Below are 26,240 nucleotides of genomic sequence, written 5' to 3' on the forward strand. Positions count from 1 at the left end.
CATGCCCGCATTCGAGTCGATCGTGAACGAGGGCGACTTTGTCGCGGAGCACTTCCTTACTTCGGACGGCAAGGCGTCCTTCGCCGCGCACGTTGCCGCCCGCGCGAAGGGGTGGAAGGACGCTGAGACGTCGCCGCTGACGCGCTTCGCCGCTGCCCGCACCGTACTGGAGTCGGCGTTCCTCGCGCTCAACGAGCGCCCAGACGATGCCGAGGCGTCGCGCGCGCTCTCTGATCGCCTTCTCGACGTGCTGGGCTACGTCGGTGCCGGCTACGAGCGCACGGAGGGCCCGAACGCCACGCGGATCTCATCTCCGGGGCTGACGGGCGCGGCGCCCCTGGCGATCGTCACGGCTCGCCCGGCCGATGCGCTTGAGGACTTGCGCGACAAGTCTCGTCCTGGGCTGTGGGAGTCTTTCGAACTTGTCGACGGTACCGAGTCGACGTCGCTGCCGGCATTCGTCTCGTCGCACTTCGCAGGCACGGACGCTCCCACCTTCGTCCTGGTCCTGGCGGGCCGCTGGGCGCTGCTCACCGAGGCCGCACGCTGGGCAGAAGGCCGCTTCCTCGCAGTCGACGTGCAGCTCGTCGCCGAGCGCAACGACGCCAAGCGCGGAGGCGAGACCGAGACCGCGCTGGCCATCCTCGCAGCGGACTCGCTCGCACCTGACGCGGATGGCGATTTGTGGTGGTCGTCGGTGCTGGAGGACTCGGTCAAGCACACGGTCGGCGTCAGCAAAGACCTCCGCGAGGGTGTGCGTCTGTCGATCGAGATCATCGCGAACGACGTCGTGACGCGCCGTGCGCAGCTAGGGCTCGACCCGCTGCCGCAGTCGGAGGCACAGACGCTCGCAAAGCAGTCACTCCGCTATCTCTATCGCATCCTGTTCCTTCTCTACGCGGAGGCCTCGCCTGAGTTGGGCGTTCTGCCGACCGGCACGCAGGAGTACGACGCGGGCTACAGCCTCGACCGCCTGCGGGAACTGGTCCTGCAGGACATCACCTCGCACGACGCCGAGCGCAAGACGCACCTGTATGACTCGCTCGCGGTGCTGTTCGTGCTGGTCGACCGCGGCCACACTCCGCCGGGAACATCCGGCGCGCACACCTCGGACTCGCTGATCTTCCGATCACTCAGTGCGGACCTGTTCCAGCCCAGCGCCATCTCCCACATCGCGGAGACCAAGCTCTCGGACAGCGCCCTCAAGGATGTGCTCGAGCGCCTGCTGCTCAGCAAGAAGCAAGCCAAGCGCGAGCGCGGCTTCATCTCCTACGCGGAACTCGGCATCAACCAGCTCGGGGCGGTGTACGAGGGCCTCATGAGCTATACGGGCTTTTTCGCTGAGGAGGACCTGTACGAGGTCGCAAAGAACGGTGACTCGTCGAAGGGCTCATGGGTCGTTCCCACGCATCGCGCGGACGGCATCGCGAAGGCGGACTTCGTCACCGAGGAGGACCCGGACACCGGCGAGGACAAGCCGGTGCTGCACAAGGCGGGAACCTTCGTGTACCGCCTCGCGGGACGCGAGCGCCAACAGTCCGCGTCGTTCTACACGCCAGAGGTCCTCACCCGCTTCACCGTCCGCCAGGCGCTCGAGGAACTGCTCGACCAGGACGGCGAGACCACCACGGCCGAGCAGGTGCTGGATCTGTCCGTCTGCGAGCCTGCTCTCGGTTCCGGGGCGTTCGCGATCGAGGCGACCCGCCAGCTCGCGGAGGAGTACCTCAAGCGCCGGCAGCGAGAACTGGGCGAGAAGATTCCGCCGGAGGATTACCAGCGCGAACTGCAAAGGGTGAAGGCCTACATCGCGCTGCACAACGTGTATGGCGTCGACCTCAACGGCACTGCGGTGGAACTCGCCGAAATCTCACTGTGGCTCGACACCATGGTCGAAGGCCTGCAGGCGCCGTGGTTCGGCCTGCACCTGCGCCGCGGCAACTCCCTCATCGGAGCACGCCGCGCCACCTACACGCGCGACGCCGTCAATTCGCGAACCTGGCTCACGACTCCGCCCACCAACCGGCCGGTCGCGGAACTGCTCGAGAACGCCGCCGCGGGCACCGTGGCGGGGGAGGTCTCAGGACAGATCTTCCACTTCCTTTTGCCCGCGGAGGGCTGGGGCGCCGGGGCCGACGCGAAGGAGGCCAAGGCACTCGCCCCCGACGCGACCAAGGCGCTCAAGGACTGGCGCAAGTCGATCCGACGCAAGCCCACCAAGAAGCAGCTCGACGACCTGCAGGAGCTCACGTATCGCGTCGAGGCCCTATGGCAGATGTCGGCCAAGCGACTACTGATCGCGAACGAGCAAGTGCGACGCGACCTCGACGTCTGGGGTCGCGATAGGACGGCAGCCGATGCGGTGGTCACCCGCACGCAGATCGAGGGCTTCCTCGCGGACGAAGACTCGGCATACCGGCGCCTACGGACAGTCATGGACGCGTGGTGCGCGCTGTGGTTCTGGCCTGTCGAAGCCGACTCCGCGCCACCGACGCTCGATGAGTGGATCGAGACCTGCTTCCATATCCTGGGCCGCGCGCCCGAGGCGCGGTCGCGCAGCCGGCTCAGTGCCGACACGCTGGCGAGCAGCGACGACTGGGATGAACTAGGCGATGCCGAGCGCACCGACCTCGGTCTCGCGGGAGCCATCAGTACTTCGCACGCGCGCGAGCGCCATCCGTGGCTAGACGTCCCCCGAGGACAGTCCGAGTCCCAAGGCTTCTTCCACTGGAACCTCGAGTTTCCCCAGGTCTTCGAGCGCGGCGGTTTCGACCTCCAGGTCGGAAACCCGCCGTGGGTGCGACCAAGGTCGGATGTCGACGCGCTTCTGGCCGAGGGCGACCCTTGGTGGCAGCTCGCGAACAAGCCGTCAGAGGCCGAACGTGCAGCCAAGCGCGAACCGACGCTCGAAATCGACGGCGTTCGTGAGCTCGTGATCGCGGGTACGGCCGAGGTCTCGTCCGTAGCCGCGTATCTCGGAGCGCCGGTGAACTACCCCATCCTTGCTGGGCTCCAGCCGGACCTGTACCGCTGCTTCATGTGGCAGACCTGGCAGCACATGCAAGCACGGGCAACAGTCGGACTCATTCACCCGGAGAGCCACTTTACCGCCAACAAGGCAGGTGCGCTGCGATCGACGACGTATGGGCGCCTAAGGCGTCACTGGCACTTCCTCAATGCGCTAATGCTGTTTGAGGTCACAGACAAAGCGAGCTTCGGAGTGCATGTATACGGAGATCCAAAAACTGTCGGGTTCAAGAGCGCCGCTTACCTGTACAGTCCCGACACCGTTGAACGTTCCTTTGACCACGACGGATCCGGCACCGAACCGGGCCTCAAGAATGAGGACGGCCACTGGGACGTCCGACCACACGCCTCGCGAATCCTCCGCGTCACCCGAGACGAGTTGCGCACGTGGCACCAAGTCCTCGAATCGGAGGAAGTCCCGCTCGCGCAAACTCGGATGCTCTATACCGTCAACCGATCCGTGGCGCGCGTGCTCGACAAGCTTGCCGGAGCTCCGCGCATCGGTGATCTGAACCTTGAGTACTCACGTGGGTGGGACGAGTCAATCGACCGCAAGAAAGGGTACTTCGTCAAGGAATGGGGCGCCCCGGACACTTGGCACGATGTGATCCTGCAGGGTCCAAACTTCACGTTGCTAAATCCCTTCTCGAAGTCTCCGAATGCGACGATGAAGCACAACCAGGACTGGACGGCTATCGATCTCGAGGCCCTCGCTGCAGAGTATGTCCCGGTGACTTCGTACAAGCCCGCCGGCAGCCGCGAGCGTTACGACGCTGACTACACGCGCTGGGGTCGTTCCGCACCCGAGTCTGCGCGCAACTTCTATCGCGTCGCATGGCGAAATATGGCCGCGGCAGCGAACGAGAGGACGTTGATCGGATCGGTGCTCCCTCCAGGAGCAGCGCACGTGCATCCCGTATTTTCCGCGGGGAGTGCGGCGCTTACAGAGAGGGAAGTGCTGGCGATTTCTGCCGCGCTCGGCACGCTTCTGAACGACTTCAGCGTACGCGCGGCGCCTCAGAATATTGGTGCCTCGACAGTGAATCGCCTAGCCCGACTTGCTGACGAGAGACTTGTGACACCTCTTGTTGCCCGTGCGGCTCGTCTCACGTGTCTGTCCGTCGCCTACTCAAGTCTCTGGGAGCGCGCGATGCCGGACGCGCCCCATTGGACGCCCGCTTCGCCCGCGAGACTCGCGCGCGAGCGTCGCATGCTCCAAGTTGAGATCGACGCACTCTTCGCACTCGGCCTGGGGGTGACGGCAGACGAGTTGTGTGCCGTCTATCGCACCCAGTTCGCTGTGTTGCGAAAGCACGATATGGAGGACTTGTACGACACCCATGGACGGCTCGTGCCCAAGGAGGTCGCCAGCCTCTACCGCAAGAAGGGCGAGACGCTGACCATTGATGACCGCACCGTGACGCATCCCGGAAGCGGCATCGACTACACGTATGAGTTCCCCTTCGAGGTCCTCGACCGCGAGGCCGATATGCGCGCCGCGTACGCCGTGTTCAAGGAGAAGTTCGGTGACGAACTGTGAGTGAACTGCTGCCGTCAATCCAGGCTGGACGCGTCCGTGAGGGCCTGTTGGACTACTTGGCGACGACCTTTGCGCTGACGGACGCAGATGCGCAATCCGCGCTCCGCGACTTCCTCGAGTCGAGTGAGTCCGGCATCTTCAAGGGGCCGTTCGCTCGCCTCCGGCTTCCGTTCCGACCCGCCGAGCCCGGCTGGGAGAAGTCGATCAGCTGGCTTCCCGACTGGTTCAAGCCCTACGGCCACCAGGCCGCGGCGTTCGAGCGCCTGTCGAGCCTCACCCAGCCTCGCCCGCAACCCACCCTCGTCACTACGGGCACAGGCTCTGGAAAGACCGAGGCCTTCCTCTTCCCCATCCTCGACCACGTGCGTCGGGCACGGGTGAGTGGTGAGACCGGCACCAAGGCGCTGATCCTCTACCCCATGAATGCGTTGGCCAACGACCAGGCCAAGCGCCTGACCCAGCTGCTCACGCAGGAGTCGGCGCTGGCTGGCATCACCGCAGCGATTTACACCGGCGAGAACTCGGGCAACCGCTCCGTAGTGTCCGAGCGCGGGCTCATCACCGACCGGGACGTGATCCGCTCGAACCCGCCGGACATCCTGCTCACCAACTACAAGATGCTGGACCAACTCCTGCTGCGTCCCGCCGACCAGAAGATCTGGGCCGGCAGCGCGCACTCGCTGCAGTACCTCGTGCTCGACGAGTTCCACACCTACGACGGTGCTCAGGGAACCGACGTCGCGATGCTGCTACGCCGCCTTGGCCTCACGCTGCGCAACTACCTCGACGACGAGGGGGCCGCCGAGTTCGACTCTCGACCGCTCGGGCGAATCACTCCGATCGCGACCTCAGCGACGCTGGGCGACAAGGGCGACCCAGACGTCATGCTCGGCTTCGCAGAGACCGTGTTCGGCGAAGCCTTCCGCCACGACGCCGTGGTGACCGAGTCGCGCATGTCGTTCGACGAGTGGGCGCGCGAAGCACAGGCTGATGCCACATCAGCTGCGCCCGCGACAGACCTTACTGCCGAGTCGATTCACGGCGCGGTCAAAGACTGGCGCTCCAGCGCGAGCGTCAACGAAGCGGACACCCTCGCGCGCTCGGTGATCAAGCATCTCTCGGGCAACTCTCATCTGGACGAGAGCTCAGCGCCCGCAGTACTGCGCGCGCGCCTGGTCAGCATCCCCCTGGTGCGGGACCTCGTCGCCGCGGCGTCCGAGGCCACGTCCATCTCCGATCTCGCCCGTGCCGTTCTGCCCGGCGAGCCACCCGCATCAGCCCGCAGCGAGGACTGGCAAGCGACCACCGAGGAGTTCCTCCTCTACGTCTTCGCGGCCATCAGCCACGTCCGCACCGTGTGTGGCCGCGGGCGCCTGCCAATGCTGAACGTCGACCTGCACCTGTGGGTCCGCGAGCTTTCACGCATCGACCGGCTCGCCTCGGCACACCCCAGCTTCCGCTGGACCGACGACGGCGCCGCGGCGCTGTCGGATAGCGCCGGCATCGACGACGAGGCTGGCAGGCCCGCTTTCCCTGCGCTGTATTGCCGCCATTGCGGCCGGTCGGGCTGGGGCATCACGCTTACACCCACCGGACTCACGGTCGAGGACGACGCGAGCGCCGTGCGGCGCAAGCACCTCAACAAGGAGGGCCGGTTCCGCGCGCTGATGTACGCGCCCGCGGAGGCCGACGCCGCCGAGTTCAAGGGCACCGCCGTCCCGGGCCTAATGCACTGGCGCGTCCATGATCACGAGATCACTGCGGCGCCGCCCGCGCCGGACGACGAGGCCGTGCGCGACGGCTGGGTGTTGCCGGTGCTCACCCAGACCAGCGACGATGCCGATCAGGAGTCCAACAACGACACGTGCCCCAGTTGCGGAGGCAAAGACGGCATCCGCTTCCTGGGCTCCGCCATTGCGACCTTGCTCTCGGTGTCGATGTCGACGTTGTTCGGCGACGCCAAACTCGACACGCGCGAGAAGAAAGCGCTCGTCTTCACCGACTCCGTCCAGGACGCCGCTCATCGCGCGGGATTCGTGGAGACGCGCTCCCACTCGCTGACCCTGCGCTCGCTGCTCATGGACGCCGTCCCCTCGGACGGCACCATCACGCTCGACGAGCTCGCCGCACGGGTCATCGAGCAAGCCGGCGACGACGCGATCGCCCGCTACCGCATCCTTCCGCCGGACCTGGTGAGTCATGACCTGTTCCGCGAGTTCTGGACGGCACCTACGCTCGCGAAGGTCCCGTCGCGCGTTCGCGAGCGTGTCCGCCAGCGCCTGGCATTCGACGCGGTACTCGAGTTCGGACTGCAGTCCCGAGTGGGTCGAACACTGGAGCTCACCGGCGCCGTGGTCGGTCATGTCGACGCCGGCGACGCAGGCCGCCTCGCTCGCGTTGCGCGCAAGGCCCTTGAGGGCTCGGACGTCCAGCTCCTCGGCGATATCGACGATGCCGCACTCGCTCAATGGGCACGAGGCGTGCTCGTCCACATCCGCCAGCAGGGCGGGCTCCACCACCCGTGGCTCGACAAGTACCTCGCCGAGGACGGCAACCGTTGGCGCATCTGGGGCGGCAGGCCCAAGAACAAGGGCATGCCCGCGTTTCCCCAGGGCCGCCCGGCGCCAGAGTTCCCCCGCGTCGGCAAGCAGCGCAGCGGGACCAAGAACTCGAACCTCGTCAACGTCACTTCGCCTCAGAGCTGGTACTCCCGCTGGGCACAGAGGGCGCTGCAGGTACCCGGCCCCGTTGCTGCCGTGTTGGCGCGGCAGTTGCTCGCCGCCCTCGCCGATGCCGAAGTGCTCAGCGCATCGGCCGTCTTGGACTCCGGAGCGGCCGTCTATGCCCTTCCGCCCGCGCGCGTGAAGCTGACGCGAGTGAGCGACGTTGCCCTCGAGTCCGGGGAGACGCTGCTCACATGTGACGTGTGCTCCAACGTCGTGCCCGGCGCGCCGGAAGCCGTCGCGCAACTCGAGGGTGCGCCGTGCATGGTGATCCGCTGCCCCGGCACGCTCCGCAGGCGCCCACAGGGCGCCAACTTCTACCGCAGCTTCTACGCCGACGCCGCGATGCGCCGCGTGGTCGCTCGCGAGCACACGAGCCTGTTGGACGACAAAGAGCGGCTGGAATTCGAGACCGGGTTCAAGGAGTCCGGCACTCGCCCGGACGCTCCCAATGTTCTAGTCGCGACGCCCACGCTCGAGATGGGCATCGATATCGGCGACCTGTCCACGGTGTTCCTCTCCTCCCTGCCGCGTTCGGTGGCCTCGTACCTGCAGCGCGTGGGACGTGCCGGCCGCCTCACAGGCAACGCGCTCAACCTGGCATTCGTGACGGGACGCGGCGAGCAGCTGCCGCGGCTCGAGGACCCCCTGTCGGTGATTAACGGCGAGGTGCGCCCGCCTGCGACCTACCTCGACGCCGAGGAGATCCTGCAGCGCCAGTACCTCGCGCATCTGGCCGATGCTCTCGCCAGAAACACGACCATCCAGCACCCGACGCTCGCATCGGCCACGCTCAACAGGTGTGAGCCCGGCACCTACCTGGGCTCATTGATCGACTTTGCCGAGGCCGATGCATCGGGTCACGTCGACCGGTTCCTTGGCACGTTTGCGGGGCTGGCTGAGGCCACGCGGGAGGCTCTTGCTCGCTGGGCCACGCCATCCGATGGCCCCGGAACCTCGGGCATCGCTGCGCTGATCTATGCGGCCTCTCAGCGATGGACCACGACGCTCGAAAGCCTCGAGCACCGGCTTGCGGCAATCTTGAAGGAGATTCCGGAACTCGATCGCATCGCGGCGCTTCCGAAGCCCACCGAAGCACAGATTCGTGACGCCCGCATGGCACATGGCTCGCTCAAGATGGTCAACGCGCAGATTGGTGCGATGAAGCAGCAGTGGTGGGTGGCCGCGCTTGAGGAGTACGGCATTCTGCCCAACTACACCCTGCTCGATGACTCCGTCGAGCTCGACATCGCCCTGACGTGGGTGGACGAGAACGACCAGTTCCAAGCCGCTCCCATGAGCTACTCACGCGGATCGCGGTCCGCGCTGAGCGAGTTCGCCCCCGGCTCGGTCTTCTACGCCGGTGGGATGGAGATCACCATCGACGCCGTCGACCTGGGTGTGGATGGCACGAGCATCCGCACCCTCGCGCTGTGCGGCGAGTGCGGCTACACCGTCGACGCGACCGACGGCGAGGCCGTCACGCATTGCCCGCGCTGCGGCGACACGTCGATCGCAGACGTGAGCCAACGCGTCGACAGCCTCGAGTTCACGCGAGCGAGCGCGGAGGTGCGGCGCGACGAGCACCGCATCTCCGACCGCACCGACGACCGCCAACGCACCCGCTTCTCCGTGCTGGCAGCCCCGGACATCGACCCTGGCTACGAGAGCGGGTCCTGGTACGTCCAGGACTACGACTTCGGTGCCCGCTACTTCAGCAAGCTCGACATCCGCTGGCTCAACATGGGCAAGGCCGATGCACAGGGCACGTCCCTGATGGCGTCCGGGCGCGAGGTGTCGGCGGCGATGTTCGCGGTGTGCGAGGGCTGCGGAAAACAGGACTCGCACGCGGGCGCGAACAATCCCTGGGAGCACCGCACGTGGTGCCGGTACCGCAACGACCGTGCCGAACACCACCGCAAGGTGGTCCTGACCCGGACGCTGTCGACGCAGGGCGTGCTGTTGCGGCTACCCAAGTCCGTGACACTCGGCGACGACTTCGCGCTCCCGAGCCTCAAGGCCGCGATCCTGCTGGGCCTTCGCGAAGAGTTCGGTGGGGCCCCTGACCACATCGACGTCATCGAGACGGTAGACCCTCAATCCGGCGCCGACGGCGGGAACCCGGTTCCCTCGCTGCTTCTCCACGACGTCGTGCCCGGCGGTACTGGGTACTTGGCCGACCTGCGCAACCCCGAGAAGGTCTGGAGCCTGCTGCGGCGCGCGTGGGCGCTGCTGGATGCGTGCAAATGCCAGGACGGCGATCGCCACGCGTGCCATCGGTGCCTGCTGCCGTTTGCGCGTGGACACGAGGTCGCCTCGACGTCGCGTGCAGCCGCAGCGATGCACTTGCGAGCGATGCTGGCCTCTGGGAAACCATCAAATGCCGAGCCCGGTGCCGACGTGGCGTGGAGCACGACTTCGACGCCACCAGCGAAGCTCGACACTGAGAGCCACCTTGAGCAGGCCTTCCGCGCGGCCTTGGTCGAAGCGCTCGAGAGCGCGAGCGCGAAGGTGGTCTCAGTCCCGGGTCCCCATGGGCCGAAGCTACGCATCACGTTCCCCGCTGGCAAGCGCACGTGGATCCTCGAACCGCAGGTGATGATGCATGGATCCAAGCCCGACTTTGTGCTGTCTTCCACCAACCCGAATGATGGCCAACTCGCCGTCTTCACCGACGGGTTCACGTACCACGCCACCAAGCTCCACAACCGAGTCGCCGACGACGCCCAGAAGCGCGCCGCGCTGCGCGCTCAGGGCGTGAAAGTGATCGCGGTGACGGCTCCCGACATCGACGAGTGGAGCGCGCAGGCCGTCGTTCAGCCCACCTGGATGACCGAACAACTCACGAACCACCTCATGCTTCGCGGGGCCAGCTTCAGCGCCGAAGACGTCAACGCAGTAGCTGACGGACCCATTGCGCTCTTGGTGTCCTGGATGCGGGAACCACGGCTCGACCAACGGCGCTCATTCGCCGACCAGGCCCCGTACTACTTCGTCAACGAAGCCGCGACCACTCGGTACCGTGCTGACCCGGACTCGCCCCTGGAGACAGTGCTCGCTGCCGCGCTCCAAGGTCAGAGCGCGCCTGTCGAGTCCGATCCGAAGAGCCGCTGGATGTGGCGCCACGGTGCATGTGGCCTCAACGCAGAAGTCGAAAGCACCGACCTCCTGCGGATCGTCGTCGCTATCGACGACCGAGATGCGACGGTCGAGGATTCAGCAACTTTCAAGACTGCTTGGCGCGAGTGGCTGCGACTGTCGAACCTGTTCGGCATGCGCGATCACTCCACGATGATCACGGCGCTGAGTTCGATGTCACACGGGACACCCGAACCGGAGGCGGCTCCAAGTGCCACTCCATCGGACTCCCTCGATGAGGAGTGGCAGGAGGTACTCGGGTACTGCGAGACGGACACCGAGCGCGCTGTGGTGACTGCCGCATCGGCCGTACCTGGTGCTACCCCGCCCGAGTTGGGCCACGAAGTTCTCGGCGGCGCGACCACAATAATCGCGTGGCCGGACCTCAAGGTCGCTGTCGATGCAGGCCTCGACCCCGATGTCAGTGAGCGCCTGCAGAATGAGGGCTGGACAGTCGTCGCAGCCGACGCTAATGCGATGGCCGCGGTGCTGAGTGAAGGAGTGAAGAAGTGACCACGCTCGTATGGGCCAACAAGCAACAGAAGCTTGACAAGGCAGTCAAGGCCAAGGTCTACGACTTCCTCGACAAGTTGCAAACCAACGATGCCCTCCCGGGCCTGCACATTGAGCCCATGCAGAAGCCGGTCGACGCGCGTGTGCGCACGGGACGCGTCGACCAGCAGTGGCGCGCCGTCCTCTTCAAAGTTCCGCAGAAGGACGACGTCGCGTACTTCTACATGGGGACGTGGAACCACGACGAGGCGATCGATCTTGCGCGGAAGATGACGATCAGCGTGAACCCGGTGGGAGGGTTCACGGAAGTCAGCTACGTCGAGGAGCCCGAAACTGACGACGAGGACGTCGTCGTCGAACCGACGGACACCGCCGACACTCTCTCGCTTCTCGAGAGCTGGGGGTACACGCTCGAGCATCTCACCGACCAGCTTGGCCTCGCGCGGGCAACGGCACGCGCCGCGGCAGCGGCTCCGGACGAGGAGGCGCTGCTCGAGGTCGCGGTGCGGGTGGGCGGATGGCAAGGCGAGGCGCTGGGGTACCTCGTCGACGGTCTGAGCATCGAGGACATCCGGGAGAAATTCGGACTCAACACGCCGGTCGAGCAAGATGCCGACGCCACCGAGGACGAGAAGATCCTGCGGGGTCTCGAGCACCCCACGGCTCAGGCCGCGTTCGCGTACATCGAAGGGCAAGAAGAACTTCAGCGGGTCATCGAAGCGCAAGACTTTGGGGCATGGCGAGTCTTCCTGCACCCTGAGCAGCGCAAGTATGCGACCGCTCACTACAACGGTGCTTTCCGTCTCTCAGGCGGTGCAGGGACAGGCAAGACGGTGGTGCTGGTGCACCGCGCGCGCAACCTTTGGCGCGAGAACCCTCAGGCTCGCGTGGTCCTCACGACCTACACACGCAACCTCGCTGACATGCTCCGCGCCAACTTGCAACAACTCGATCCCGGAGTACCTATCGCTTCCAAACTCGGTGCGCCCGGGGTCTACATCACCAACATTGACGCCCTCGTGTCACAGGTCCTCAAGGAGGCAGGCACTGAGATTTCAACTGCCGCACAGCAAGTATTGGGCCGCCCTGCCACTCATGTGACAAGCCGGCCCGATGGCGATACGTGGGAAACAGCTATCTCCGCGGCGGGAGACGGGCTGCCGGACAACCTGAGATCACCCTCCTTCTTCGCGGCCGAGTACGCGATGGTGGTGCTCCCCCGTCGCGTGGTGTCTCGAGCGGGCTACTTCTCTGCCTCTCGTGCCGGGCGGGGTGTCGCACTTAACCGCGCGTTGCGTTCGAAGGTGTGGTCGGTCATCGATGCATACCGCGCGTCGGGCAAGGTCTTCAGCAAGGTCGATTGGGAAGAATCCGTCGCGATTGCAGCCGAGCACCTGACGTTGAGTTCGATGTCTGGACATCTCGCCGACCACGTGCTCGTTGACGAGGGCCAGGACCTGACACCTGTGCGATGGCAGTTGCTACGCGCCCTGGTCGCAGAAGGGCCAGACGACCTATTCATCGCTGAAGACTCCCACCAGCGCATCTACGGGCAACGAGTGGTGCTGGGGCAATACGGCATCCGCATCGTGGGCCGGTCACAGCGCCTGACGCTCAACTACCGCACCACTGAGCAAAACCTTGAGTGGGCAGTGGGCGTACTATCTGGCGCCGACTTCTCAGATGTCGAAGGCGACGCGGCTACTGTCGCTGGCTACCACTCCGCCCGTTCCGGGCCTTCCCCGGCGCTAGTTCCGTGTAACAACGACGCGGCCGAGTTCGACGAGATCGCGGCACGCATCCGTGGATGGCTCGAGGCAAAGGACGTTGAACCCGAGGCGATCGCCGTCCTCGTGCGCTCGAATCGCCAAGCCGCCCGCGTCGTATCCGCACTCGGAGAGCGTGGGGTGGATGCTCGTAGCATCGACGGGCACGCAAAGATTGGTACTGGAACTCCAGTCGTGCTCACCATGCACCGTGCCAAGGGAACCGAGTTCTCGAAGGTGGTGCTCGCCGGCGTCGCGGAAGGCGCCGTGCCTGCGGCGGTCGGAAGCGAGAAGTACGATGCCGACGCCTATGAGGACGCCATGCTGCGTGAGCGATCTTTGCTATACGTTGCGGCCACACGCGCACGAGACGAACTAGTCGTGACGTGGAGTGGGACACGGAGCGACCTGATCGGGGCGAAGAGTTGAGCGAAGAGCCGGCGGAGATCGCCCCTGTGGGAGAGGTCGAGATAATCGATGATGGTGACGGTTTTGGTCTTATCGGTGACCCCGCAGCGATAGAGCAATTCCTCGTGTCGAACGGACTACCCTCACGTCCTTTAGGCCTTGGCCGTTTGAGCCGCCACACAGCCAAGGGATCGGCGGCACTCCATGCTGCGGGGGAAGCCTCGGCAAATGCTGGCAAGTGGGTGAAGCTTTCTGACAAGTCGGCAGCTCTCCTGCGAACCGGCGAGACGATGAAGGGTTCAAGCCCTAACGTGAGCCGCGCGATACTGACCAAGAACGGCAAAGCCTCACACATCTTGGAATTTTCCAAGACGGGCGCCAAGAACATCGCGAGCAACCCCGCAATCTTGACCGGTGCCGCAGGGATCATGGCGCAAGTCGCCATGCAACAAGCGATAGACGAGATCACGGACTATCTCGCCCTGATCGATGCCAAGGTGGACGACGTCCTTCGCGCCCAGAAAGACGCCGTATTCGCCGACATGTTCGGAATTGAACTCACGATCGATGAAGCCTTGGCCATCCTTCAATCAACGGGTCGGGTGTCAGAGGTCACCTGGTCGAAGGTTCAAGGTGCCGGCAACACCATTAACAGAACGCAGGCCTACGCGCTCCGCCAAATCGACGCGGCCGCTGGAAAGCTCGAAGCGGCGAAGGGCGTGGGAGCCCTGGCCAAGGACGTGCGCAAGATCGAGCGAGACGCGCAGGACTGGCTCTCTGTATTGGCGCGGTGCGTGCAATTGCACGACGCCACAGGGGTACTAGAGCTAGATCGGGTTCTCGACGGCCTCCCAGAAGACCTGGAAGCCCACCGTCGCGGACTACTGACCGCGCGGGCAAAGCGACTGTCGGCAATCGCCGCCGCGAGCGAGAGTCTAGGAGCAAAGCTCACCTCTGTATCCACGGCGGCCAACTCCGCAGTCCTGCTGCATCCTGGCAGTGCCAAGGCCGTTTTGGCTGCCGCCGACTACACCGCTCAAGCCCTTGACGAATTCCACTCCGCGCTCGGAATCGGAGGGCCTCAGGATGAGATTGTCGCGCGCCGGTGGGTCGAAGCCGCCGTCGAGGCGCGAGACAGGGCCGTTGACACCGGCGTTCGTGGAGCAGGAGTTTTGCGTCGTGTGGGCACATCTGGCCTGGACTCAGCCGCATCGGCTGCCGGAAGGACTCGAGCTGCCCTCACGCAACGGTCCCCGAGAAGGCGTCAAAACGGCGACGATCACTCAGCGAAAGAAGGCGACACCCTATGACCGGTAAGCAAGTGAAGGTGTTTCTGATTGATGGCACACCCGGAGGCCTGACGACCGCAGAGATCACGAACTGGACCGGACATGTGCTGTCTGCTCGACGGTCGGATGTCGGAAGCCTCTTGGACCGCGATGAAGCGGATCGCACCGGCGTCTATCTCTTACTAGGCGACGACGAAGAGGCTAACGGCGGGGTGAGGTGTTATGTAGGCGAGGCCGACGTAGTAGGCCAACGCCTCAAGTCACACGTTAAGGAAAAGGACTTCTGGGACCGCGTCATTACCATCACGTCCAAGGACGACAACCTCACCAAGGCACACTGTCGATATCTCGAGTCTCGCCTGATCTCGCTCGCGATATCCGCGGCTAGGTCCACCGTCGTGAACGGAACCAATCCACCTGACCCACGGTTACCCGAAGCCGACAGGTCGGACATGGAGTACTTTCTTGAGCAATTGCATGTGGTACTGCCTGTGTTGGGGATCAATGTGATGCGATCGCGCCAGTCGGTGCTAGTCCGTCCTGGCACAACCACAACCGGCACGGACTCTCCCGTATTTCACCTGGTAAACACAAAACGGGGGGTCAACGCCTCCGCCCAAGAGGTGGATGGCGAGTTCACAGTCCTCGCAGGATCGACCGTGTTTCCCAGCGTCGACTCCAAACAAGGACTCCGTGAGAGCACCCTGCGCGCCTATGAGTCACGCAAAGCCCTGCACGCCAAGCTCATCATGGACGGATCAATACTGGTCGATGGAAGTAGGGCCGAGTTCACTCGCGACACAGTCTTCTCGTCGTCGTCCGCAGCGGCCGCAGTCGTTCAGGGTCTATCTGCGGCTAATGGACGCACGGCATGGCGCACGAGTGATGGAAGCGCCTTCGGAGATTGGGAGACCCGAGGAATCGCGTGATTCGGTCGGTTGCTCCACCGAGCGCTCCAGGAAGTTCCTCGGCCCTACGCGCATGGTTAAGCGAGCAAAGTCTCCGCACGTTCGTCAAGATACTTGGCGAGCCCAAACATGTCGGGATAGATACTCGATGCGCGGACCGCGAACCGTTCCTCGAGTTGACGACGGATTTCTTCCTTCGCGGTCTCGAGGACTCGGAACGTAAAGACGGGATTGGCGTCCTCACTCATAGTTCCTTGTCGCGATGTGCTGAGGCGCAGAGGTATCGATGCGGCTTGCTGCATGTCGTTGAGTGTCCAGGTCTCACTCGTGCCGGGGTGAACGCGCCCAAACTTGTTGCGCGCACCAGCGTCGAGAGGAACACCGTCCAGGAGGAACCCTGCATTCTGCGCCGCAATGCGTGAGTGGTAGACCGGCGGGCGCCAGTAGCGCCGGTTCGTGCCGGTACCCCAGCGCTTCGTGGCCCGCCGGTCATCCGTCGTGAGTTCGTGCCACAGTGCGTCGCGCGTCTTCCAGTTCCGGTTGAGGTGAAGGTCCGACTTCACCGGCGCAACAAAGGCAAATAGTCGGCCATCGGTGTCCGTGGGCTCGGTGCCTTTACCCGCCTCCACCGCAAACCAAAGTGCAGCAAGAGGGTCTTCCGAGACATCGATCAGGCGCGTGGGTCCGCCAAAGTGTTGGATCTGCGCAAAGAGTTCGAGTGCGTCTACTCCATCGAAGCGCCAATCCTGGCGGGCTCGGCGCAGGATCTCCTTCTCAGCGTCCACCATCTCGGTCTCGGTGGGCCGGTACCCGAGAACGTCGCTCAAACGTCGATACAGCGAACTGTGCACACCCCAGTCTGCGTTGCGCACTCCGCGCCACACGAGGCGGCTACCGCGATAGTTCTCGGACAGTCGGTACGCCGCTTCTTGGAAGTCGGACCACGTAGAGATCACGTCCTGGTCCCAGTCGGCAAATCGCCAGCCGGGTGCGGCTTCGGTGCTGGGTCTTGTCTCGCTCATGAATGGAGCGTAGCGATCAGGACCAAGGGCCGCAGATCGCGACCGCCTTACCGCAGCACATCCCCAGTGCCGCCTCCACAGCGCGACCAAGATCGTCGCCGAATGCCCGATAGGTCCCCAACACATCGACTGCTCCCCGCGCAGTGATCAGGTCGCCGTATCGGTCGACGACAGCAACGGGTTCGAGGTCGCGCAAGATCACCCACGCGTGGGCAAGCTCCACTTCGTAGAGCGCTCCGTCGTCCTCGGCCTCCTGCCAATTGGCGCGCAGTTTTGCCATCGCGGGCCAGTCGCCTGCACCGCCCATCCATTCCAGGTCGTCCAGCACGTGGGGATCAGTGCGCCGTTCACCTCGCACGGTCCACGAATGCCGCGAGTTCACCATGGCGCCCAGGATCCAGGCGATTGCCCTGTACCCGATGGTGACTCCATTGGTGGGAGGCGTATCGATAGGCGCGCCCATCCCGTGGGCTTGCTCAATCTGGCGTAAAATGGCGTGCGGGTTGACCTGCTCTAGTAGCGCGGGCGGTGCAACTCCGAACTGCCGATCCTTGATCGCAATCCCCGCCACTCGGGAGAACCCCACACGAGCCTCGCGTGCGCCGATCAACCCAACGGCCTCGACCACAGTGCCCACCTCGTCGAACACGGTCTCCACGAGTCCAAGCCGTGGGTGCCGCCGGCACAGCTCCGATGCCACCCACCACAGTTGCGCGTCGATAAACCTGTCAGCGGGTTGAAACACCCTGGGTCCAGTCATGGTCGGCCTCCCATCTGTGCCAGTAGTCCTCGGAACGCCCTATTGGGCCGAGCCTCAGGCAACGCCGCGCACACCTCCGCCAGTGCGGCATCGGCCGGCACTCCTAGGTGCCGTGTCGCATAGAGCGCCGCCACGGTGGGCGTCCGCGACTGTGCCTGCACGCAGTGCAGTAGCACGGTCTTGCCCGCCGCCCGTAGTTCAGCCACGGCATCGGCTGCCTGCGCCAAGACGTACTCGAGGCTCGGGTTCTCCACCACCTCAGGTCGGTCGATCAGCCACACTTCGACCTTGTCCTCGCGCGCAATGCGCTCCGGCACCTGCTCGTCACCTATGCGGCACAGTGAAACCACCGCGTCGACCTCGTCAGGCAGCGCATCCAGCACCCCGACCCCACCCAGCAACACTCCGCCGTCGTGAGGGTGACGCGCCAACGTGTCGCACGGACCAAACGTGCTGTAGTCGACTCGTCGCGTGCGCTTAGGCGTAAACGAATAGCGGTCGCCGACCTTGTTCGCGTGAGCGTCGGCCGCCAACCGCACCAACGCACCCGAGTCCAGCACCACACCGTCGCCACCCCAACCATGCAGAAGGCGCTGCCAGCCCAACGGGATCGCATCGGCCCCGACCAAGGCGCCCGCGAGCGCCCCTGTAATCGCGGCCACGGTGTCCGTATCCCCTCCTGCGTTGATCGCGTGCTGCAGTGCCAACCGGAAGGCGTCGGGGGTAGCGGTGCTCTCGTCGGCCACATCAATGCCAGCGACATGGATTGCGGACCACGCCGCCTGAAGCGCGTGCACCACCCAGCCGTTGTTCGGGAAGTCTCCGGGCCGCCCAGCTGCCGCCTCCGACAAGAGGGCTGTCCACTTGTCGCGGCGCTCCCTCGGCAGGCACTTCACCGCATCGGCCACATCGACTACACCGTGCGTGGCGGCCATGTGAATCATGATTGACCACAGCACGCAGGCGTCGGCAGCATCCGGGTCATAGTGGGTGAGCGCACTGAAGGAGCGTGCCTGCTCCACTATCACGCCGACCGTCCGGCTGGGGCTAAACGCATTGCTGGCTGACAGAGACAGGCGCAACCCGATAGGCGTGGTGCGCATCAGTGAGCCGTTGCCACCGGAGCGACCACGTGCGCGGTGCACGGAGGCAGCCGCAGCCTGAGCGTCGTCTGCCGTCGACGATGCGTCCAACTGTCCGAGGACCTCGCGGGTCTGTATACCGACGTCATTCGCTGTCAACGCCCACTCACGCCATTCCTGGACTACTTGATCTGGGTCGCCCCACTCGTTGTCGCGTTGGGCGCGTAGCAGCGGGATGGCCATTGCGGTGTCGTCGGTCCACTCCCCCGGCGCCCAGCCCAATGAGCCACCACCGATCATGTCCTCGCTCGTGCCGCGCAGCGTGATTCCCTGAGATGGTTTGAACTCGTACGGCGCACCCAAAGCGTCGCCGACGGCCATTCCGAGGATTGCGCCCGCCCGGCGACGTGCTCCACCGACGACGCGGCGCTCGCTCTCCTCCGCCGGCAGTTCCGCGTAGAGCGCCCCGCTGATGTGCGCATCGCGGTAGGGAAATTCTGGATTGTGTTCGGTGTTCTGGCTCATGACGCCCCCTCAGTCTCGCGTTAGAGCGATTCCGCTCTAACTCTCTGCTCTCAGATTAGCGCACATCTGCGACAATGGCCAGCATGACGGCGTACCGAGACACATCAGGCAAGGCACTGGCCGACTATCCGCGACCATCCGTGGCGGTCGACACCGCGGTGCTGACGGTCTCGGATGGAGTCCTCAGCGTGGTGGTGACGGCCGATGCTTCGGCTGGCTTCCGCCTACCCGGCACCTTCCTGCACACGGGAGAGCGCCTGGCCGATGCCGTAGCCCGCTCCCTCGCAGACAAGGCCGGCGTCTCCGGACTTACCCCCGTGCAACTGCACGTCTTCGACGCACTCGATCGTGACGAACGCGGATGGGTCCTCTCGGTCGCTCACATGGTCGCAGTACCGGCCGATGCTTTGGCCAGCACTGCCGCGCTGGTGCAGGTCGGTGACGTGGCGCCGATGGCGTTCGATCACTCCGACATCGTCGCCCTAGCTGTGGAACGACTCCGCGCCGACTACTCCCGGTCCCCCGACCCCTGGCGTCTTCTAGGTCGGGAAACGTTCACCTTGCTCGAGCTCGAGCGCCTCCACCGCGCCGTCGACCCTGCGGGGACACCCATGCGTGACTCGTTCCGACGTTCCATGGTTGGCATGCTCGCCGACACCGGCGAGGTCGAACGTGGGACCGTAGGCAAACCCGCGAGATTGTTCAGAAGGATCAACTAGTTGTAGTGCCCAGGCAGGCTGTTCAATCTGTTGATGGGTGGGATCTTGCCGTTGTCCGAAAGCAACGACTCGACGTGGACGCCGCGAGCAGCGAACCAGGCGACCGCGCGGGTGAGGACCCCGATGGCGGTGTCGGCCTTCTCGTCCTCGTGGATCTCGGCATAGGCGACTCGGGAGTGGTCGTCGATGACGGTATGGACGAACGCATGCACGGTCGAGGCTGGCACGCCCAGGCTCGAGGACATCTCCACTGGCCCAACCCATCAGCGCATACCGCTGAGCCCACTTCGCAGCCGTGGGCCACGACACATGGTGAAACCTAGCCGACTCAGCGATGGACCAGCCCTCATCAACGATGAGACGACCGATGCGAGCACGTTGGACCGGAGTCAAAGCAGCGTTAGCGTGGGACACGAGGACCTCCGGGATTCAGAGCGAAGAACTATACAGCTCCACTCTGCCCGGAGGTTCTCCCCGCCGCCCCGAAATCAAACAACGTCCCTGGGCACTACACCTAACGGCGCTTCGCAGGCCGCAGATCAATCATCAGTTCGCCGGCACGCTCCGGCAGGTCCCCGACATAATCGCTCTGTCGTGGCTGGCCCAACAGCAACCTGTACTCAGCCACTGACTCACGCAACCGTGCGCTGCGATTGACTTCCCGACTGAGGTCAAACATGGGCGTATAGCGTTCGATCGCAGCGCCTTCGCTATCCGGATAGAGCCAATATGGGTGCAACTCGGACGTTCCTGGCTCACGGTCCCTCTCCGCTGCCGTGAACATCGCATCCCACGGTTCTTCATCGGAGGTGAGGCCAACCTGGGCATACCTCGACGCAATGTTCTTGCGAATCGCATGCCCCTTGTAGCGATGTACGCGACCCTCCCGTTGTTCCATATCCACGGGGTTCGGCGGAAGGTTCCAGTGCACTACGGCGTGCGAGTAAGCATGAAAATCCAGACCCTCCTGGCCCACAGAGGTCGTTGTCAACACGAAGGGGCGGAATGGCGAATTGAACGCAGCACGCACCTCACCTTCGTATGCCGCGGTCTGGTCCTCGTGGCTGGCGCGGCCAAACCGGACCGCGAAGTGCAGTCCGACACTGTGCGGCTCCGGCTCAATGCGGCCATTCACTTCCTGCATCTCATAGAACGTGAGCGAACCTCCCCTCAGCGTCATCGCCATGCTGGCAGCCTCCGCGAGTGGGCGATGCGTATCCGAGGGCTCTACCTGCTGCAGCCCTTCCATCTCCACAAGCATGTGCAGGTACTCGTCAAGCACCGCTTGCAAGCAGCCGTCCACACAGTGCCTGAGGACGTCGCGCCAGTAATCAACCAATGCCCCTCGCTGGACCGCAAGGAAGATGTCGCGCCGGTTCATGGTCGTGCGCAGTGCCTCCGCCATCTGAAACGCTTCCGCACCGACGTCGCTGGCCTGTCCGCCTCTGCGCACAAGCCCACGAGCTGCACACACCGCAGGTCCACCCACTGCTATGGCGGCGAGCATGTCTTCAAGATCATCGGGAGCCGGCCCCAAGTGTTCGCGCAGCTCGGCAACTGTCATCCCCTCCAACTCACGCATGCGAGTGAGATAGGAGACAAAGTTGTCACCAAGCGGGCTTGCCTTCCTGCGCCCTTGATCGTCACGGACCAAGGCCGCGCCACGCTCCATATCTGCAAGTGCGGTACGCGCATGTCCATTGGCGCGGTCGAGCAACAACGCTCCGGCCATGTACCAGTCACGATCAGCGCTTGACGCGGTGCCACGATCCCCGAGCGGCGGCAACTCAGCGGCAATGTCGTGTGCAACGCACGAAAGCACGTCGCCTGCAGTGGCGTTGTTGTCCCGCGCCACACGCTGCACGACGAGGCGGGAGTCACCGAGCTTTGCGAGTGTTGGCGATGGATATGCGAGCAAGAGGTTTGGGAGGTACTCGACTTTGCCTGTAGGGCTCACGCGGTAGGTGAGCCTTGGGCGCGTGGGCTTGTAGTACTCAGTGGACATCTCGGTGGAGTCGCCAAACTCGGCACGGGCTTGCAAGGCGGCCATCCGTTCCGCCTCATAACTCGTCACCGCGGAGATCGATCGAGGCGTGGCCTTAAGGTCTGAAAACACCAGCCTCTTAGTAAATTTACGAATCGGCTGGCTCGCGAAGGGCCCGCCGAGTTCGTAGTACGGAAGCGCGGGCGGCAACCATGCGACCTTCCAAGCCTCGCTGCCAAACACATCCTGGTGCAGGGCACGCATCTTCCCGTTGGCGGGATCCACACGCTCATAAGTGGCAAGTTCACGGCCGCGCAATAGGCCCCGGGCACCGCTCAGGACTTGAGCAAGCTCAGCGTCCTGGGCCTCCACGCTTTCTTCGAAGCGCTGGCGAAGCACGTAGGAGCCCTTCTCCATGAGATTGAGCGCATACGGCGCCGACTTCCAAAAGTTCAACGGATCGGGGCTCTTCAGATGGGTGGCTACCTTGTCGAGCGTGTTCCAACGCTCCAGGTCCTCTGCGCTCACAGCAACATCGCCAAGTTCGCGAGGCTCAACCATTCCATTGCGGTCTGCTGTTGCAACTACTCGCTCAGTACGGCACATGAATCTGCGCAGTTCGGCCTCAACTGCCAGATGCCCCTGGCGCGCATCCTCAAAGTCCTCGCCGGTGCGCAAGTAGCGCCTTACGCGGCGAAGATTCTCCTGCACAGACGAGGCGGCTGCACGCCCACCGAGTACGGATACTGTGTGCAGAAAGTCCTCGTGATGGCTATCCCCATCGCTTTCGCCGGGCAGCGTATACATACTGAACGGTGTCGCGGACAGCATCAGTACCTTGGTAGACGACCCGCCGAGCACTTTGCTCATCAGCCGGGTGGCCTCTGACGAATCCCCATCGCTGGTCGTGCCGGCGACGGGAAGAATCTTCTTGAAGTTCTGAAATTCGTCCAAGATGACGAGGTCTGGCTCCAGGTAATCCACGGCAAGTTCCGCGAGAGTTTGGCGCAGCCGGCCGATGCTCCGACGCCTCCGCGAGTGGAGCTCCTCCGGGATGACGGAACCCCGGTGAGAGAACTCACTTACGCAGGACTGAACTTCATCGAGCAAAGATCCCGTGCCGGTGCCCGGTAATCCACTCAACTGTTGAACGTAGGCCTCACATACCTCGTCAGACACGGCATCGGCAGGGATGGCCTGGACTTGGCGAGAGAAGTTCTCGTAGCCCGCTCCGCACTGGAAATACCGAAGCCATCCTTTGCGCTTGGTCAGGGGGCGGCGCAAGCCACGTGCCAGCATGGCAAGAACCAATGCACGCTCACCCATGTGTCCCGTCGAGACTCCAAACTCAAGGCTTGTACCGGGAGTGAATGATAGAAACGAGACTTCTTTGTCCGCGAGTTGGCTGAGTGCACGAGGCAGCATGGTCAACCTGTCAGCATGTGGGACCTCAACATCGGCACCGCCGCTGAGCCGGCCCAAGTTTTGTCGAGCGATCTGCTGATTGGAGCATATGTAGACCACTTTGACGCGATCTTGCGTGGCGCCAAGCCGCTTGACTGCCTTAGCCACGACACCCCGCGCAACCATGGTCTTGCCGAGCCCCACCTCGTCGGCGACGAGAAACTGGTCTACAGCATCGGCCGCGTCCCATAGCCGACTAAACGCATGCTCGACAGTGTCGCGTTGGAAGCCCTTCAACTGGGCCAATGGGTCAACGTTGTCACTCACTACGCTCACGCCCGCCCCGTGCTTCCATGACTGCTTCCCACAGTGCCAGAAACCCGTCCGGAAGGTTCGCGTCACCATCGTCGTTCTCCACATCAGAGATGAACGATGCCACGCGGTCCAATGCCGCAGGGTCACGGCTGAAGGCACGCACCACATACTCGAAGAGCGGAGCATCGGGCGCGTCACCTCCCCGCTCAGCGCCTGCGTCTCCCGCCTCGCCGCCCAAACGTGTCTGTCCCGATACGTCTAAGCCCAGACCGACTCCACGCGCAGGATCGCCCAAAAGGTAGGTGAGGTACTGCGTGACTGCGCCTTGGCCGTTGACTAGGCTACGCAAGGCCCTCCCGCGCCTATCGCCCAAGTTCCCGTGGAGCTCTGCACGGACCACGCACCCACGCACCTGGTCGCCATCCGTGCCAGGGATGGTCGTCACGACGCGCACAAAGGGTGTCACGTCGTCCACTTCCATGGACCACCGCACGTGCGAATCGAGCCGCTGAGAAGCATGGACAGTGACCGGATGAATTTGCGTCGCGGCCGCCAGGCGCTGCTCTGCAGCCGTCCACTTCGCGTCCATCACCCACTCAACCATGACCTCGCTATCGTCTGCGGGCGACACGTGGAGGCGTGGCGCTGCGGCCGCGATGCGCTGATGGAGTTGCTCCAACTGCTTCTGCTCGACAACGTTCTCCAGTGGTGTGCGCGCCTCAACCGTGACCTCGTCAAGCACCTCGGACAATCCACCATCACGACCATCGCCCAACACGGCCTCAACTCCACAGTCACGCGTTGGTCCCCACAGAGCGACATCAAACTCCGTGCCGGACCTCCACGGGTACGACGTGAGATTGGCACTCCCCGTCACCGTCAGGGACGACCCATCGCCGTAGTCGACCACAAAAGTCTTCGCATGTAGCGGACCGCGGGGAACACCGAACAGTGCGTCCTCGCCTGGTTCCGCAGGATGCGCATTGTCGTGCGAGTCGTCTGAGCCAGAATCCTCCCCTTCACCGGGTGTCCACTGGGAGGAGGAGAGCACACGGGTGCTTGTCCACGACCCAAGTGCATCCGGGCCAAGTGATTCCAAGGAGTCCTGGCGAGAAATCAAAGTGTTATTGCGCGAGATGGACCCCAACGCCGCTACCGCCGGCGCCGTGAGGAAAGGACTAACAGCAAGCACTCGCTTAGCTCCTGGCAAGAACGGCCAGACATCGTCAAAGCCCAAACCAATCGGCAATAACACCCCATGGGTAAAAGGAGCCGGAGCAGCAAAGCGCAATGGTGCGACAGCGTCCGCGAGCGCCTCCACATTCGCGCGCTGTTTGGCCGAAGGCTCAACGAGGGCAGCCTGAGGCAATCTCCTCAGGAACTGAGCAAGAGGTGCCGCCTCGATTGTCCCGTCGGGATCCTCGTCGAGCACCAGAGCGGTATCCCAAGAATCATCACCCGTGATGTTGCGGCTGAGTACCACGAGCCTGTGGAGGAACGCCGGACCATCCACCGCACCCGAATACGCCTCAAACCTCATGACCCAAATCTTGGGGTGGAACAGCGTCGGCGAGTCGTGGTCGGTCGACCCATTGGTCTCCACCACACAATCCTCAATGAAGGCAAGGAGCCTCCTGTCAGCGTTCACACGTGGGTGAATCGCACCCGCCTGGCAAAACACCGTCAGGTTCTCGGTATGCCGCCGCAACGACTCGACCAGACGGACCTGATCCCGCATCGCGGCATCGACGGTATCGCCTACTTCATACATCGCGAACGCCAAGGGCGCAGTCATGAGCGTCGCTAGGTCGAGCGAATAGGTGGTTGCTACAGCGTTGACGACCCGGTACCCGGGGGGCGGTCGTAGCCCTTCCGTCAACAGCACTCGACTGTTCGGATCAAGCGTCATGAATTCAGTCCTGCCTCAATGTCAGCAAGATGTTTACGCGCGACTTCCCACCGGAAGGCCAACTGTCCGGGCCCCTCTTTCCCAGACCAGTTCTTCGCTACAGCCGAGTTACCGATCCGCTTGCGCTGCCCCTTAACCCTTGCCTCGCGATGAGTGACAAGTGTGACCATCTCCGGTGAGGGGGCGTCGTGCGTGAGATTGCCGACGGACCCCAGCCACCGCTCATAGAATTCCAGCGGCTGCAGTGCGTGAGCGTTCCTTTCGAGGATCTGGGCCGACCAACGCACACGCTCATCCGCACCACTCAGATGCACTCCGACCTGCTCGCGCCACTCCGCGAAGTCTGCCAGCCTTGCAGCCTCATTCTCCTCGTTGCCTTGTTGCCGTGCCAAAACCACGTGATACGTGAGTGACGCACCCTTCATCGCCCAACTGAAACTCCGTGCGCCCATCACCATCGACTTCAGTTCCGACCCTGCATCGGCAACTGCTGGGTGTTCCCACACCTGACCAGGCAAGTACTCCCTCGACGGTTGATCTACCAGATACGCGAGCATCGAACCTTGACACGTAGAACGGATGCGGGATTGCAGGAAACTCGCTTCTCGTTCATGAAGGTCAAAAGTAAGTTTCGTAGGCACAGTCGAATATGGGATCTCGATGTCACGGAAAATGCTTGCACTATCCTCGTCCGGCACCCTCAACAAGGCATCCGCGCTAGCCCCATTTGGGAGAATCCCCCACCGCGACAACGCAGACCAATACAGCGAATACGGCAACTGCTTCACCGGCTCTTCCCGAGTCACACCAACAATGCCGTCACCGGCTTGTCCCGCCATGAGCGCCTTACGCAGATCCTGATGCAGTCCCCGGAACTTTTGCTCGCGCTCTCGAACAGTGGGGCGCTGACGCGCAAAAGCCAGGAGCCATGGCACGAAGATCACGTAGCGCAAACGCGTATGGAGGTACGAGGTACCAGGAAAAAGTGCGTCTGAGACCACATCACGGACACGACCCACACCCATTTCGTCGAGCGTCCCCGGCTCTTTGAGTGAGCTCAAGAATTCGAGTACAGAGCGACGCTGGGAATCATCGGCATCAAGCCAGCCGAACGTTGATGGCATAGTGCGATTGTGGCCTATCCGCCGCAGATCTGAAACGGTTCCGCGATCGATCCGCCAAGACGTGGCGAAGCGATCCCCAGCAAATCG

General features: G+C 63.7%; 12 protein-coding genes and 1 pseudogene. 6 read left to right on the top strand and 7 right to left on the bottom strand.

Annotated features, from left to right (window positions below; genetic code table 11):
• The first annotated feature begins 1 nt into the window (after nt 1).
• From AOP79_RS11335 to AOP79_RS11355, 5 genes are read left to right on the top strand one after another with little or no spacing between them, the layout of a single operon-like run.
• A complete protein-coding gene (locus tag AOP79_RS11335) occupies nt 2-4,564 on the top strand; it encodes an Eco57I restriction-modification methylase domain-containing protein (RefSeq protein ID WP_062073657.1) in 4,563 nt (1,520 codons plus the stop codon).
• Entirely contained in the window at nt 4,561-10,938 is a 6,378-nt protein-coding gene (locus AOP79_RS11340) for a DEAD/DEAH box helicase (RefSeq protein ID WP_062073659.1), read from the top strand. The genes AOP79_RS11335 and AOP79_RS11340 overlap by 4 nt, the downstream gene beginning before the upstream one ends.
• On the top strand, nt 10,935-13,133 hold the full coding sequence (locus AOP79_RS11345) for a 3'-5' exonuclease (RefSeq protein ID WP_062073661.1): 2,199 nt from the start codon (nt 10,935-10,937) through the stop codon (nt 13,131-13,133). Before AOP79_RS11340 ends, AOP79_RS11345 begins: the two co-directional genes overlap by 4 nt.
• Nucleotides 13,130-14,422 carry a hypothetical protein gene (locus tag AOP79_RS11350; protein WP_062073702.1) on the top strand — a complete coding sequence of 431 codons (1,293 nt, stop codon included), beginning with the start codon at nt 13,130-13,132 and terminating at the stop codon, nt 14,420-14,422. The genes AOP79_RS11345 and AOP79_RS11350 overlap by 4 nt, the downstream gene beginning before the upstream one ends.
• Entirely contained in the window at nt 14,419-15,330 is a 912-nt protein-coding gene (locus AOP79_RS11355; RefSeq protein ID WP_062073663.1) for a GIY-YIG nuclease family protein, read from the top strand. The genes AOP79_RS11350 and AOP79_RS11355 overlap by 4 nt, the downstream gene beginning before the upstream one ends.
• A gap of 56 nt (nt 15,331-15,386) precedes the next feature.
• On the opposite strand, the gene AOP79_RS11360 is transcribed toward AOP79_RS11355, so the two are convergent.
• Genes AOP79_RS11360 through AOP79_RS11370 form a run of 3 tightly spaced genes read right to left on the bottom strand, consistent with a single transcriptional unit; the run spans nt 15,387 to nt 18,698 of the window.
• Nucleotides 15,387-16,331, bottom strand: a complete 945-nt coding sequence (locus tag AOP79_RS11360; RefSeq protein ID WP_062073665.1) for an FRG domain-containing protein — start codon at nt 16,329-16,331, stop codon at nt 15,387-15,389.
• Nucleotides 16,332-16,347: 16 nt separating this feature from the next.
• Entirely contained in the window at nt 16,348-17,091 is a 744-nt protein-coding gene (locus tag AOP79_RS11365; protein ID WP_062073667.1) for a TY-Chap2 family putative peptide chaperone, read from the bottom strand.
• Nucleotides 17,088-18,698, bottom strand: a complete 1,611-nt coding sequence (locus AOP79_RS11370) for an ADP-ribosylglycohydrolase family protein (RefSeq protein WP_201774467.1) — start codon at nt 18,696-18,698, stop codon at nt 17,088-17,090. The genes AOP79_RS11365 and AOP79_RS11370 overlap by 4 nt, the downstream gene beginning before the upstream one ends.
• 83 nt (nt 18,699-18,781) lie before the next feature.
• On the opposite strand from AOP79_RS11370, the gene AOP79_RS11375 reads away from it, so the two are divergent.
• Nucleotides 18,782-19,417: an NUDIX hydrolase gene (locus AOP79_RS11375; RefSeq protein ID WP_062073669.1), complete on the top strand. Its 636-nt coding sequence runs from the start codon at nt 18,782-18,784 to the stop codon at nt 19,415-19,417.
• A gap of 47 nt (nt 19,418-19,464) precedes the next feature.
• Here the strand turns inward: AOP79_RS11375 and AOP79_RS12015 are convergent.
• The 4 genes and pseudogenes from AOP79_RS12015 to AOP79_RS11395 form a co-directional block, all read right to left on the bottom strand.
• Nucleotides 19,465-19,831, bottom strand: a pseudogene (locus AOP79_RS12015) (transposase family protein); the annotation flags it as partial.
• A 100-nt stretch (nt 19,832-19,931) separates the two neighbouring features.
• Entirely contained in the window at nt 19,932-23,141 is a 3,210-nt protein-coding gene (locus tag AOP79_RS11385) for a helicase-related protein (RefSeq protein WP_161794272.1), read from the bottom strand.
• Nucleotides 23,125-25,029, bottom strand: a complete 1,905-nt coding sequence (locus AOP79_RS11850; RefSeq protein WP_062073675.1) for a phospholipase D family protein — start codon at nt 25,027-25,029, stop codon at nt 23,125-23,127. Before AOP79_RS11850 ends, AOP79_RS11385 begins: the two co-directional genes overlap by 17 nt.
• Nucleotides 25,026-26,153 carry a DUF6361 family protein gene (locus tag AOP79_RS11395; RefSeq protein ID WP_062073677.1) on the bottom strand — a complete coding sequence of 376 codons (1,128 nt, stop codon included), beginning with the start codon at nt 26,151-26,153 and terminating at the stop codon, nt 25,026-25,028. The genes AOP79_RS11850 and AOP79_RS11395 overlap by 4 nt, the downstream gene beginning before the upstream one ends.
• Nucleotides 26,154-26,240: the final 87 nt, after the last annotated feature.

Source organism: Demequina sediminicola (assembly GCF_000975055.1).
Classification (GTDB): domain Bacteria; phylum Actinomycetota; class Actinomycetes; order Actinomycetales; family Demequinaceae; genus Demequina; species Demequina sediminicola.